The sequence below is a fragment of the Flexivirga sp. genome (genome assembly GCF_051955415.1).
GTDB lineage: Bacteria > Actinomycetota > Actinomycetes > Actinomycetales > Dermatophilaceae > Flexivirga.
In genome coordinates, this window is record NZ_JBQCGS010000107.1 from 36,931 (window position 1) to 49,771 (window position 12,841).

General features: G+C 68.9%; 9 protein-coding genes and 1 pseudogene. 2 read left to right on the forward strand and 8 right to left on the reverse strand.

Going from position 1 to position 12,841, the window contains the following annotated elements:
• Positions 1 to 52: 52 nt before the first annotated feature.
• From ACTHL4_RS17540 to ACTHL4_RS17555, 4 genes and pseudogenes are all read right to left on the reverse strand, one after another.
• Positions 53 to 1,186 carry an Mrp/NBP35 family ATP-binding protein gene (locus ACTHL4_RS17540; protein WP_440284053.1) on the reverse strand — a complete coding sequence of 378 codons (1,134 nt, stop codon included), beginning with the start codon at positions 1,184 to 1,186 and terminating at the stop codon, positions 53 to 55.
• 26 nt (positions 1,187 to 1,212) lie between these two features.
• A complete protein-coding gene (locus tag ACTHL4_RS17545; protein ID WP_440284054.1) occupies positions 1,213 to 1,776 on the reverse strand; it encodes a DUF1003 domain-containing protein in 564 nt (187 codons plus the stop codon).
• Positions 1,776 to 3,113: pseudogene (locus ACTHL4_RS17550) on the reverse strand (magnesium transporter MgtE N-terminal domain-containing protein). Before ACTHL4_RS17550 ends, ACTHL4_RS17545 begins: the two are co-directional and overlap by 1 nt.
• A complete protein-coding gene (locus tag ACTHL4_RS17555) occupies positions 3,094 to 3,531 on the reverse strand; it encodes a hypothetical protein (protein WP_440284055.1) in 438 nt (145 codons plus the stop codon). Before ACTHL4_RS17555 ends, ACTHL4_RS17550 begins: the two are co-directional and overlap by 20 nt.
• A 173-nt stretch (positions 3,532 to 3,704) precedes the next feature.
• On the opposite strand from ACTHL4_RS17555, the gene ACTHL4_RS17560 reads away from it, so the two are divergent.
• Entirely contained in the window at positions 3,705 to 4,394 is a 690-nt protein-coding gene (locus ACTHL4_RS17560) for a L,D-transpeptidase family protein (protein ID WP_440284056.1), read from the forward strand.
• Positions 4,395 to 4,414: 20 nt separating this feature from the next.
• Here the strand turns inward: ACTHL4_RS17560 and ACTHL4_RS17565 are convergent, their stop codons facing one another.
• The 4 genes from ACTHL4_RS17565 to ACTHL4_RS17580 all read right to left on the reverse strand — a co-directional run bounded on the left by ACTHL4_RS17565 (position 4,415) and on the right by ACTHL4_RS17580 (position 11,037).
• Positions 4,415 to 5,407, reverse strand: coding sequence for a zinc-dependent alcohol dehydrogenase family protein (locus ACTHL4_RS17565; protein WP_440284065.1), 993 nt, complete (start codon positions 5,405 to 5,407; stop codon positions 4,415 to 4,417).
• Between the two features lie 11 nt (positions 5,408 to 5,418).
• Entirely contained in the window at positions 5,419 to 7,020 is a 1,602-nt protein-coding gene (locus ACTHL4_RS17570; protein ID WP_440284057.1) for an MFS transporter, read from the reverse strand.
• A gap of 1 nt (position 7,021) precedes the next feature.
• Complete coding sequence (locus tag ACTHL4_RS17575) at positions 7,022 to 8,041, reverse strand: hypothetical protein (protein ID WP_440284058.1); 1,020 nt, start codon at positions 8,039 to 8,041, stop codon at positions 7,022 to 7,024.
• A 113-nt stretch (positions 8,042 to 8,154) separates the two neighbouring features.
• On the reverse strand, positions 8,155 to 11,037 hold the full coding sequence (locus ACTHL4_RS17580) for a GAF domain-containing protein (RefSeq protein WP_440284059.1): 2,883 nt from the start codon (positions 11,035 to 11,037) through the stop codon (positions 8,155 to 8,157).
• Between the two features lie 218 nt (positions 11,038 to 11,255).
• Here ACTHL4_RS17580 and ACTHL4_RS17585 point away from each other — a divergent pair, with 218 nt between their 5' ends.
• The gene (locus ACTHL4_RS17585; protein ID WP_440284060.1) at positions 11,256 to 12,647 is read left to right on the forward strand and encodes a purine-cytosine permease family protein; all 1,392 of its coding nucleotides are present in this window, start codon (positions 11,256 to 11,258) and stop codon (positions 12,645 to 12,647) included.
• Positions 12,648 to 12,841: the final 194 nt, after the last annotated feature.

Sequence of the window (12,841 nt, forward strand, 5' to 3'; positions counted from 1 at the left end):
GTCCCCGCAGCCGTCGCGTTCCTGACCGGCGACTGTCGCTACTTCGCGGCCGTCAGCGGCCGGCGGGGGTGAGGCCCAGCGACCGGCCGGCCAGCCCCCGGGACCGGGTGGCCAGACCCTTGGCGATGCCGCGCAGCGCGACGGCGGCGGGGGAGTCGGGCGTGCCGAGCACCACGGGCGTGCCCGCGTCGGCGCCCTCGCGCAATGTGACGTCCAGCGGGATCTGACCCAGCAACTCCACCGGTGCGCCGATCGACTTGGTCAACGATTCGGCGACCTGCCGGCCGCCGCCGCTGCCGAAGACCTCCTGGCGAGTGCCGTCCGGCAGCTCCATCCAGGACATGTTCTCGATGACGCCGGCAACCCGCTGCTTGGTCTGCAGCGCGATCGCACCGGCACGCTCGGCGACCTCCGCGGCGGCCTGTTGCGGCGTCGTCACGACCAGCACCTCGGCGTTCGGGATCAGCTGCGCAACGGAGATCGCGATGTCTCCGGTGCCGGGCGGCAGGTCCAGCAGCAGCACGTCCAGGTCGCCCCAGAACACGTCCGCCAGGAACTGCTGCAGCGCGCGGTGCAGCATCGGGCCGCGCCATACGACCGGCTGGTTGCCGGGCACGAACATGCCGATGGAGATGACCTTCACGCCCTGGCTCTCCGGCGGCAGGATCATGTCGTCGACCTGGGTCGGGCGGTTCTCGACACCGAGCATGCGCGGCACCGAGAAGCCGTAGATGTCGGCGTCGACGACGCCGACCCGCAGGCCCGAATCCGCGAGCGCGGCAGCGAGATTGACGGTGACGGACGACTTGCCGACACCGCCCTTGCCGGACGCGACCGCATAGACGCGGGTCAGCGAACCAGGCTTGGCGAAGGGGATCTCCCGCTCCGCCTGGCCGCCGCGCAACTGGTCCTTCAGGGCCGCCCGCTGCTCGTCGGACATGACACCCAGGCGCACGTCGACGGCGGTGACGCCCTCGACCTTGCCGACTGCGTCGGTGACGTCGGTCTGCAGGCGCGTCTTCATCGGACAGCCGGCGATGGTGAGCAGCACGGTGACGGTCACCTTGCCGTCGTCGGCGACGTCGACCGACTCGACCATGTTGAGCTCGGTGATGGGCCGATGGATCTCGGGATCCTGCACATCGGCCAGTGCAGCGCGAATGGCGTCCAGCGAAGGGGTGGGCATACCCCCATGGTAGGTCGTGGCTCAGGTCACTCCGGTGTCGCCTCGTCGCCCTCGGCGGTGGCGGGCGAGCGCAGGTAGCCGCGTTCCTCCATCTCCTCCAGCAGCGACCGCAACTCCGAGCGGACGAAGTCGCGGGTCGCGGTGTCACGCATCGCCAGGCGCAGCGACGCGACCTCGCGGGTGAGGAACTCGGTGTCGGCCAGGTTGCGTTCGTCGCGCGCGCGGTCGGCCTCGAGGGCGACCCGGTCCCGGTCATCCTGCCGGTTCTGCGCCAGCAGGATCAGCGGCGCCGCATACGACGCCTGGGTGGAGAAGAACAGGTTGAGCAAAATGAAGGGGTAGGGGTCCCACTTCAGCCCGAACAACCCGATCAGGTTGAGCAGAATCCACACGATCACGAACGCCGTCATCCAGACCAGGAACTGCGCGGTGCCCATGTAGCGCGCGAAGTCCTCGGCGAAGCGCCCGAATGTGTCGGAGTCCAACGGGGCCCGCGGCAGCCACCGGCGCTCGGCCTCGCGTGGCTGGTCCAGTCGGGCGGATTCCCGCCGGCGGCGGCCCCTGCGGCGCTCGTCGTCGCGGTCCGCCATCAGATGACCTCCTCGTCGGTTGCCGGGGCATCGGACGGCCGCGGATCGTGGCGGGCCTCGCGCCAGTCCTCGGGCAGGATGTGGTCCAGCACATCGTCCACGGTGACCGCGCCGAGCAGCCGGCCGGCCTCGTCCACCACCGGCATACTCACCAGGTTGTATGTCGCGAGTTGCCGCGTCACCTCACCCAGCGGTGCCTCGACGCCGACCGGCTCGATCGTCTTGTCCACGATCGTCCCGAGCGCGGTCTGCGGCGGCTCGCGCAGCAGCTTCTGGGTGTGCACCAACCCGATGAACCGGCCGGTCGGGGTCTCCAGCGGCGGACGGCTGACGAAGACCGCCGATGCGAGCGCGGGGGCGAGCTCCTCCCGGCGCACCACGGCGAGGGCTTCGGCGATCGTGGCTTCCGGACCGAGCACGACCGGTTCGGTGGTCATCAGGCCGCCGGCGGTGTTCTCGTCATACGACAGCAACCGGCGCAGCGGTGCCGCGTCGTCGGGCTCCATCAGCTGCAGCAACTGCTCGGCCTGGTCCGACGGCAGGTCGGACAGCAGGTCCGCGGCGTCGTCGGGCTCCATGGCCTCCAGCACGTCGGCGGCACGTTCGGTATCGAGGCCGGCGATGATCTCGATCTGGTCGTCCTCCGGCAGCTCCTCCAGGACGTCGGCCAGTTTGTGGTCGTCCATGGCGGCAGCGACCTCGGCACGCCGTTTGGGATTGAGGTCGTGGATGACCTCCGCGAGATCGGCCACCCGCAGGTCTTCGTATTCCTCCAGCAGGCGTTCGGCGCTCTGTGCGCTGGCCTGCTGGTGCAGACCGGTGACGTCACGGGTGTCGACGAGCATGGTGCGGCCGCTGCGGCGCCGGGTGAGACGTGACATCGCCTTGGACGCCGACGAGATGCCGTCGACCTGCCGGACGAACACCTTCACCAGCACCCAGTCACGACGCAGGTTCTGCTAGATCGCGATGTCCTCGACGAGCCCGACGACGGTCTCCCCGTCGTGGCGCACCTGCACCCGCCGATCGAAAAGCTCTGCCAGCACGAGGGTTTCGCCCGCTCGTTGCTCGAACCGGCGCATGTTCACCAGGCCCGTGGTGATGACGGCGCCGGCGTCCACGCTGGTCACCCTGGTCATCGGCACGAAGACCCGCCGCTTGCCGGGCACCTCGATGACCAGGCCGATGGCCCGCGGCTCGGAGCCGCCGAAGGTCATGACGACATCGCGGACCCTCCCCACGCGGTCCCCCAGGGGGTCCAGCACGGTGAGTCCGGCGATCCGGGCTACGAAGACACGGCTGCTCACCACCGAAAGGTTAGTCAGCCGTGCCGGCATCCGGCTGCGGCGGTTCGGCGTGGCCGGCAACCGGGTCCGGCCCGGCGTCCGCCGGGCCGGCCGGCGCGGTGTCCAGCGCCCAGACGGTGCAGTGCGCGGCCCAGTGCTCGCGCAGACCTTCGGGCGGGTTGTTCTGCCGGGCACCCAACAGCGCCGACGTGACCGGTTCCCATTCCCCGGAGTCCGGGTCCACCCTTCGCGCGCGCACCGGCACCGGTCCGATGGCTCGCCGGGTCTCCTTCTCCCGCAAGATGATTCGCAGTTCGTCCGGCAGCGGAGGGATGGACTGCTCGCCGTCGCCGCCGACCACGTATGCCGTCTCGCCCGAGGCGGCATACCAGCAGGGGACGGTGACGTCGGGTGGCAGCAGGAGCCACCCGACCTTCGACTTCGCGAGCGCAGTAGTCACTTCCGACACACCCGGAGCGTAGCCGCAGCGCCGGCCGCAACCGGACTGGACAGGTGGCCAACCGGACGGGGCATTAAAGCGTCATACCTGATGAACCCGGACGACAATCTGCGTCAAGGGGGTTCGCAGAGTCGCTCGACCGAGTGACTCGGGGGATTTTGGGGGCACAGATGAATCACGCAATGGCTCGACGCCAGGCACTCGGTGCGGCGCTGGCGACCGGCACGCTAGGCATGATCGGACTGGCGGCCGCCGGCTCGGCCGACGCCGCGACCCGACCGACGGTCAAGTACGGCAGCAGGGGGTCGAGTGTGACCTACCTGCAGCAGCGGCTCGACGCCGTCGGCTACTGGTGCGGCACCGCGGACGGCGCCTTCGGGGCCCAGACGCAGCAGGCGGTCCTCGCCCTGCAGAAGGCCTGGGGGCTGGCTCGTGACGGCGTCGTCGGGCCCGCCACCTGGGCCAGAGTGGGTTCCAACACGCGCCGGCCTGCCCGGTACGGCGCGGGATACCGCGTCGAGATCGACAAGTCGCGGCAGCTGGCGCTCGTCGTCTGGGGCTCGACCGTGCGCTACACGCTGAACACCAGCACCGGCGCCAACCGGCGGTTCTACGCATGGGGTCGTTGGTATGACGGCCGCACGCCGAGCGGGAAGTTCACCGTCCGCAGCCACGTCAACGGCTGGCAGACCGGCGCCCTCGGCTCGATGTACAAGCCCTACTACTTCAACGGCGGGATCGCCATCCACGGCTCGACCAGCGTGCCCGCCTACAACGCCTCGCACGGATGCTGCCGGCTCTCGATCGCCGCCCAGGACATGCTCATCCGCTCCGGCATCCTCGTCAACGGCCGTCAGATCTACGTCTATTGACTTCTTGTGTCGGCACCGGTTCAGACCTCGCTCAACGTGACAACGACCTTGCCGGACGATGCGCCGGTCTCGACGGCGCGATGCGCCGCCATCACCGAACGCCAGTCGTAGGTCTCGGGCGCCACGAGAGGGGACAACCGGCCGGCGTCGACGAGCTCCGCGGCCGCACGCAGGATCCGGCCATGGCGTGCCCGTCCGACACCGGTCAGCAACGGCAGCAAGGTGAAGATGCCGGAGTATGTCGCACCGCGGAAGCTCAGCGGTGCCAGGGAATGGCTACCCCAGCCGAGCGTGCTCACCACGTGACCGGTGTAGAGCCGGACGGCCGTGAAGGATTCGTCGAGAGTCTTGCCGCCGATGGTGTCGAAGATGACGTCGAAGCCCTCGCCACCGGTGGCCGCATTGACGTAGGCCGTCGGCGTGGACGTGCGGATGTCGATGGGTTCGGCGCCCAGCTGACCGATGAACGCCAGCCCTCGCCCGGGGTCGGTGGCCCAGACCGACGCTCCGCGCGCCAGTGCCAACTGGACGGCGACGTGTCCGACGCCGCCGGCTCCTCCGTGGACCAGCACCCGTTGACCGGGGCCGACGCCGGCACGGTCCACCAGTCCCTCCCAGGCGGTGATGATCGACAGCGGCAGGGCGGCCGCCTGACGCATCGTCAGCTTCGCCGGCTTGACGGCCACGAGGTCGGCGTCGACGGCGACGAACTCCGCGAGCGACCCCTGATGCCCGCCGATGCCTCCGGTCATCCCGTAGACCTCGTCACCGCGGCGGAAGCCGGCGTCCGAGCCCGGCCCGACCTCGACGACCTCACCGGCCAAGTCGATGCCCAGCACGGCGGGTGTGCTGACCCGAGCGTGCGCGGCAGCACCCACGCGGATCTTGGTGTCCAGCGGATTCACTCCGCTCGCGGCGACCCGGACCAGCACCTGGCCCGGGCCGGGTACGGGTGTGGGCACCTGTCGCAGGACCAGGTCACCGCCGAACGACTCCAGGACCAGCGCCTTCATGGTGGACACGATCAACTCGCCTTCCCACTGGGCGGGTGAGGACCATCGGTGCGCGCTTCGGCCGGGTCCACGTGTCGGGGATAACGCAGTGCGACGAGGAAGCAGGCGCCAAGAGCGATCGCCATGCCGAAGAACACCCAGGTCGTCGCGTCGGCGACGTCGGCGGCGACCATCGCATGCAGTCGGGCGCCCGGGACGGTGCCGGAGTCCGGCCCACCGTGCGACACCTTTCCGGCGATCGCTTGCGCCGTGTGACCCGGCACGCCGGAAGCGATCAGCGAGTCCTTCACTCGCATCGCCAGCACCGTCGTGAACACCGTTCCGAAGATCGCCAGCCCGAGCGAAGACGCGTAGTTCCGCACCGTCTGGGTGACACCGGTGACCTCACCGTATGACGCCGCGCGCGCCCGATTGACCGCGTCGGTGCTGGCCGGCCCGAGCAGCAGGCCGAACCCCGCACCGGTGAGCACGATGAAGGGCCACTGCGCGCCGAGGCCCAGGTGGTGCAGACGACCAGCCCATAGGGCGAATCCGGTTGCGGCCATGGCGCTTCCGAGCACCATTGGCCGGCGTGCGCCGGTCCGGTCGAGGAGCCGGCCGCCGACCTGCGCGGCAGGGGCGAAACCTACGAAGAAGACCAGCAGATAGAGGCCCGCTCGGCCTGCGTCATAGCCGAGCGACAACTGTGAATAGACGCTGGCGAAGAAGAAGACGGGAACGAATGCGACCATCGAGCAGAAGAGCACCCCGTTGTCCACGAAGAACGCGAGTTCGCGGAAGATGTCCACCCGCACCAGCGGGCTGCGCGTGTGTGCCTCGATCATCACGAACGACGCGAGGACGACCAACCCGCCGACAAGGCACGCCCAAGTCGCGACGCTGCGCCAGCCCCATGCCTGAGCCTGCTGGAAACCGAGAATCGACAGCAACATCCCGAGCGCTACGAGCGCGGCGCCCCGGAAGTCGATGGCCTCCTTGCGACATACCCGAGGTATGTGGGCGAACGTCGTCGCGATGAGCGCGAGCACCGCGACCGGCACATTGATCCAGAAGATCGCTCGCCACGTCCAACTCGTGAGGTAGCCGCCTGCGATGGGGCCGATCGACGTCATGCCGCCACTCACCGCGAAGAAGACGGCCAGTGCCCGGCCGCGGCGGTGGAGGGGGAACGCCGCGACGACGACTGCGAGCGCGGCCGGGATCATGATCGCGCCGAACACCCCTTGCAGCGCCCGGAAGGCCACTATCCATCCTTCGGCGAATCGTCCCGTCGGCGTGGCGCCACACAGCGCCGACGAACCTGCGAAACCGACGATCCCGATCAGCACCATGCGACGGGATCCGATGACGTCCGCGAGCCGGCCGCCGAAGGCGAACGCAGCCGCGAGCGCGAGCAGGTAGGCGTTGATGACCCATTGGGTTCCGGCTCTGCCGAGAGACAGCTCCGATGCGATGGTCGGTGCCGCGATGGCGACGATCGTCTGATCGATGAACGTCATCGAAACGGCGAGCAGCATTGCGACGAGCGGGAGAGCCGTGTTGCGCCAGCTGGTTTGGGCTGCGGATCGGTCGACGGTGGTGCGGGGCAACCGCGTCGTGGCGAAGCCGGCCATGTCAGCGCACCGCCGTGGGAGTGGGCAGGAACGTGCGCTTGCCCAGGGCGTACGCCGTCCGGGCTGCCAGCGCCGCCATGGCTGCCGAGATGATGGCGAGCAGCACGTAGGTCCAGCCGAGTCGGTGGGGGACGTGCTCCGCGGCCAGCCACCGGATGCCGTCGACGAACACCGCAGCGTAGGAGAACGAGAACGCCCACCACCCGGGCCCGAACGGCACCGTGCGGTAGACCGGGATGAGGCGCACCTGGACCAGCACCATGAGGGCTGCGTACCCGGCGAGACCGTAGGAGAGCAGGTCGATCCGCTGGCCGTCGATGCCGAACCAGGCGATGCCCGCGACCACGGGTGGCGCCACCTCGATGGCCATCGTCGGTCGCAGCGGCACCGCCAGCATGGGCCCGGTGAACAACCGCTGCAGCAGGATGGAGCCGAGAACGATCCAGCAGATCACGCCGTAGCCGAACATCACCTTCGCGAATCCGGTGTAGTGCAGTTGGGCGCTCGTCGCTGCCGCGAGCAGGCCGCCGGCGACGGTGGGCAGGAAGTAGCCCGGATGCCATTGCGCCAGGCGGAGGTCGGAGATGATCCACTGGCCGCTGATCCAACCGCCGAAGACGATGGTCAGCGATAGCGCCACCGCCCAGATGGTCACTCCGGCGGGTCGGTTGTGATCGGCCAGAGCTGCGCCCAGCAGCATCGGAACGATCAGCGCCAGCGCGATGAATGGCGCGGTCACCGGATCTACCAGCTCGGCCACGACGCGCCGACCACGTATGACGTAGGCGGCGTACCGCACCGCCGTGGCCGCCCAGGTGACGGCCACGACCGCCCACAAGAGGTCGGCAACGAAGGCGGGTGTGTCGGCCAGGTCGGCCGCGGCAGACCACGCCTCGGCGAGGCCGGCGACCCCGAACGAGACACCGAAGAGGTTCGGCGAGATCCGCACGGCCGGTGGGTCGGTCGGCTCGTGCGGCGTTGCCGCAGGAATGTCGACGGTGCGCTCCCTGAGTGATGACATGCTGGCTCCTCGAATCGATATGACGAGAAACAGCATTCGTCTGTCATGCGACTGGTGTCTCTGCCGCTGACCGCCCGAGTCCGGTAGGGGTGCCGGGTGAGTCGGAGGTAGTGCTAGCGGTACCGGCCCTCGTTGTTGTCGAGGAACGTGAGCACCGCGAGGACGCGACGGTGGTCCTCCGAGCCGGACGGCAGATCGAGCTTGGCGAGGATGCTCCGCACGTGCTTCTCCACAGCTCCTTCGGTGATCCACATCCGGTGCGCGATGCCGGCGTTGGATCGGCCCTCCGCGATCAGGGTGAGCACTTCGCGTTCGCGGGCCGTCAGCGGAGCCAGCGGGTCGCGTCGGGCCTGCCGGCCGAACAGTTCCCCGACCAGCGCAGGGTCGATGACAGTGTCTCCGGCAGTGATGCGCTCGAGCGCGTCAAGCAGGTCGCTGATGTGCGCGACCCGGCTCTTCAGCAGGTAACCGAAGCGATGGCCGTCGCTGAGCAGGCCGATTGCTGTCTCGAGCTCAATGTGCGCCGACAGCAGGAGAATCCCGACATCCGGGAACTCCGCCCGGATCATCCGTGCTGCTTCGATGCCCTCGCGGGTGTTGGTCGGGGGCATCCGGACGTCGACGACAGCAAGGTCGGGGCGCGCGCTCCGGATCAGCTCCAGCAGGGTGCGAGCGTCCCCTGCCTGCCCGAGGACGGCGAAACCCGCGTCGGCGAGCACGTGCGAAATCCCTTCGCGCAGCAGGACGTCATCGTCGGCAACCACCACCGAGCAGCCTCGAGCAGCATCCGTGGTTGGTTGGGGTGACCTGATGCTCTTGTTCGTCTCCGGTTGCACCGCGAGTTCGGTGGCGGCAACCGGCTCCAGCCCGAGAGCGATGTCGATGCGTGTCCCGACCCCCGGAGGACTGAGCACGGTGAGGCGGCCACCGAGCGCCTCGATCCGGTCGACCAGGCCGATGAGTCCGCTGCCGCCGCCCAACGTCGCCCCGCCGCAACCGTCGTCGGCGATGGTCGCGTGCAGGACATCTCCGTCGCAGCTGACGCCGATCGAGATCGACGCCGGTCCGGCATGCTTGGTGGTGTTCGCGAGCCCCTCGCACACCGCGTAGTAGATGGCCGTCTCCACCGGTGTGGGCAAGCGCCCGACGGTCACCTCGAGATCGACCGGCAAAGGTGATCGTCTCGCCATGGCGTGCAGTGCGGCGGGCAGCCCGGAGCGGGTCAGCAGGCCGGGGTGCAGGCCCTGGGAGAAGGCTTGGATCTCGGTGATGAGTTGATCGAGGCCGTGCCCGACCGCATCGAGCTGCGCGGCGGTGTCCGAGGACATCGTCAGCCGGCGGCGCGCCGATTGCAGGTCCAGGCTGAGGGAGACGACCCGCTGCTGTATGCCGTCGTGCAGGTCTCGCTCGATGCGGCGACGCGCCTCATCACTCGCCGAAACGATCCGCGCCCTCGAGGCGATGAGTTCGTTGCGTGTTCGCACAGTCGCGATCGAGCTGGCCACCAGATGCGTGAAGTCGGTCAGCCTCGTGGTGGCATCGGCCGGCAGCGGATCCGTGGCGAGCACGACGATCACACCCCACGGATCCTCGTCGACGACGATCGGTGCACCGATGACCGAGACGAGGGAGGCGTGTCCGGCCGCCGTCGCGACTTCGGTGGGGGCAGTGGTCCAGTCGTCGACGCGGACCGATTGGCCGGTACGCGCGACGAGTTCGGCGACATGACGGGCCGGCAATGGAAAGCCGTGATCGCCCTCCGGCGGCGACGCCGATCCGAGCAATGACACCGTGGCGTCGGTATGGCGCTGTGCTACGACGACGTGATCGACTTGGAGCGCGCTCGCGGCCTCACTGGCAACGGCCTGGAAGATCTTGGCCGGACTGGCTTGAGTGGCAACCAGACTCGCCACCCGGCGCAACGCGGCACCCTGGGCCGATGCCAGTCCACGCAACTCGGCCCGGGTCTCGGCGTTCGCGATCGCGGTCGCCATCAGCGACGTGAAGTCGGCGAGCTTCCGCTCGCTCGCGGGCGGCAGCACGTCACCCGCTTCGCCGAACGCTGCGAGGTGCCCCCAGATCTTGCCGTCGAGTATGACGGGAGCGGCCACTGCCTGGCCGAAGCCGTCCGCGCGGTGTTTGGCCGCGACCTTGCCAGGAAAGGAGCTCCAGTCGTCCAACCGCACCGATCCGCCGGTGCGCAGGATCAGCTCACCTTCGGGGCACTCGGCGATCGGCCACGACCCACCGTCCGGGACAGCCGCTCGATCGCCGTGGGTGCCGAAGATCTTGGTGAACAGTCGGGTCCTGTAATCGAAACGGATCAGGCTGACCGCTCCGACACCCAGAATGCCGGCCGCTTCAGCGGCCACCGATCGAAACACCTCATCCGGTTCCACACCGGCCGCCACCAATGTGGCCACCCGGCGCAACGCCGCCTGCGTATCCGCGAAGTCGCGTAGCCGATCACGCTGTGCACTATTGATGATCGAAGTTCCGAGCAGTTCACCGAACTGCGCCAGTCGCAGTTCGCATCCCGGCTCGAGCCGGTCGTTGCCACGCCCGTGGCCGAGGAGCACGGCCGATACCACGCCATCGGTGAAGACCGGACACCCGACGAACGTCGTGTTCGCGACATCGCAACAGCGGGTGCCGCCCGCGAGCGTGTGGTCACGACCGTCCTCGCGCAGCGGATGACCGCCATCGATGAGCGCCCGGAGGAACGAGAGCCGGTCGAAGGAGAGTTCCTCCTGCCAGGTACCGCGCAAGTAGCCAGGCTCGTGAGTGCCGAGTGTTCCGGCGAGCGTGCGGTTGCGCAGATCGACGCTCGACAGGGTGAGTGCGACGAGGCCGAACACCGCGCCGACTTCACCGTCGATCGCATCGAAGATGGCAGCCGGATTCACGCCGCGCGCGGCCAGCGTGGCGACACGCCGCAGTGCGGCCTCCACATGGAGCGGCGCCGACGTCATCCGGTGGGTCATTTCAGCCGACACGTGCACCACGATTCCGCTTCTCCGGCGTCGTCATACATTACTCGCGCGGCGAGCCCGCCGGAACGGCTTTGCGGCGACGAGCGCGCGGTCCCGGACCCGGCGGCACGCACCCTCCTGCTGGCACTACCTTTGGCCTGCGGCCAGCAGGGTGGCCGTGGACCGGCGACCCGGCGATCGTCGTTGCTGAACAACTTCGATCGTCGCCGGAGAAGGACATCATGAGAGCTGCTGAGGCAGACCGGCTCACGGAGGCCCGGGCGGGCGGCCCCGAAGTGCTGTCGATCGACCCGATCCCGGCGGACGAGCGCCACGGGCGGGTCCGCGACCAGTTCACGATGTGGTTCGGGCTGAACGCCAACATCTTCGTGGTCGTGCTCGGCGGCATCCTCGTCGTGATGGGCCTGTCGCTGCTCTGGGCGGCGATCGCGATCGTCGTCGGGGTGGTGCTCGGGCTGCTCCTGGTCGGCTTCCACGCCATCCAGGGTCCACGGCTGGGCGTGCCGCAGATGATCCAGAGTCGCGCACAGTTCGGCTTCTACGGCGCCGTGCTCGTCTTCGCCGCCTCGATCGTGCTCGACTTCGGTTTCCTGGCAGCACAACTGGTCATCCAGGCCGAAGCACTCAACCTGCTGATCGGCTCGATCAGCATCCCGGTGTGGATCGCCCTGATCGCCATACCCGTTCTCGTCATCACGATCTTCGGCCATGACTGGCTGCACCGCTGGCAACGGTGGATGAGCGTGGTGCTCGCGCTGACGTTCGCGATCCTCTGGGTGCGTGCGCTCCTTCGCGGTGCGCCGACCGGCGCCGCCGCCTCGACCGGGTTGCCGCCCCTGGCCGTCTTCATGGCCGGCACCAGCATGTTCGTGATCAGCGTGGTCAGCTGGGCGCCATACGTCTCGGACTACTCGCGGTATCTGCCGGAGACGGTCTCGCGCAGCAGGACCTTCTGGGCGGTCTTCGCCGGCGCGGCGGTCCCACAGATCGGCTGCGCACTGCTGGGCGCCTACCTGACCAGCCTGTTGCCGCGCGCCGATTCGACGATCGCGGCGATCGCGGACGTCGGCGGCCGGTGGATGCTGGTGGTCATGGCGCTCAGCCTGATCGGCTCCGACGTCGCCAATGCCTACACCGGCATGCTCGCCGTGGTCAGCATCGTCAGCTGCTTCCGCACGGTCCGCAGGTCGATCGCGTTGCGGGTCCTGGGGTCGGTGCTGCTCGTGGCGGCCGGCACGCTGTGCGCGCTGCTGGGCTACCGGGAGTTCGTCGCCAACCTGTCCAACTTCCTCAACGTGCTGCTCTACGTCTTCATCCCGTGGAGTGCCATCAACCTCACCGACTACTACCTGATCCGGCACGGCCGGTATGACGTGCAGTCGTTCTTCACCCCGCACCGCAGCTATCCCGGGTTCGTCTGGCCCGGACTCGTGGCCTACCTGCTCGCAGTGGCGGTGCAACTGCCGTTCATCGACCAGACGTATTTCACCGGCCCGCTGGTCGGTGCGCTCGGCCACGTCGACGTGTCCTGGATCGTCGGGGGAGTCGCCGGAGTGGTGTTCTACGTGACGGCGCTGCGGGTGACCGGACGCCGAGCCGCGGCGACCGGATAACGAAACGGACACGTATCGCCCTACGACGCAACGACATCGGCAGCTGCGCCGTCATACGGGTGTCAGCACGGGGGACTCGCCTCCGGCCATCGGCGCCGGAGCATCGGGGGTCGAAACGGCTGGTGGCGGCCCCAACCCGGAGGGGCGGCCCCAGCCCGTCGCGGCTGCGCGCGTGGCGCAGACGGTAGGGCCGC

Coding starts and splice junctions, on each gene's coding strand:
- ACTHL4_RS17585 (WP_440284060.1), top strand. CDS start 11,256: ATGAGAGCTGCTGAGGCAGACCGGCTCACGGAGGCCCGGGCGGGCGGC.
- ACTHL4_RS17565 (WP_440284065.1), bottom strand. CDS start 5,407: ATGAAGGCGCTGGTCCTGGAGTCGTTCGGCGGTGACCTGGTCCTGCGA.
- ACTHL4_RS17570 (WP_440284057.1), bottom strand. CDS start 7,020: ATGGCCGGCTTCGCCACGACGCGGTTGCCCCGCACCACCGTCGACCGA.
- ACTHL4_RS17545 (WP_440284054.1), bottom strand. CDS start 1,776: ATGGCGGACCGCGACGACGAGCGCCGCAGGGGCCGCCGCCGGCGGGAA.
- ACTHL4_RS17575 (WP_440284058.1), bottom strand. CDS start 8,041: ATGTCATCACTCAGGGAGCGCACCGTCGACATTCCTGCGGCAACGCCG.
- ACTHL4_RS17560 (WP_440284056.1), top strand. CDS start 3,705: ATGGCTCGACGCCAGGCACTCGGTGCGGCGCTGGCGACCGGCACGCTA.
- ACTHL4_RS17540 (WP_440284053.1), bottom strand. CDS start 1,186: ATGCCCACCCCTTCGCTGGACGCCATTCGCGCTGCACTGGCCGATGTG.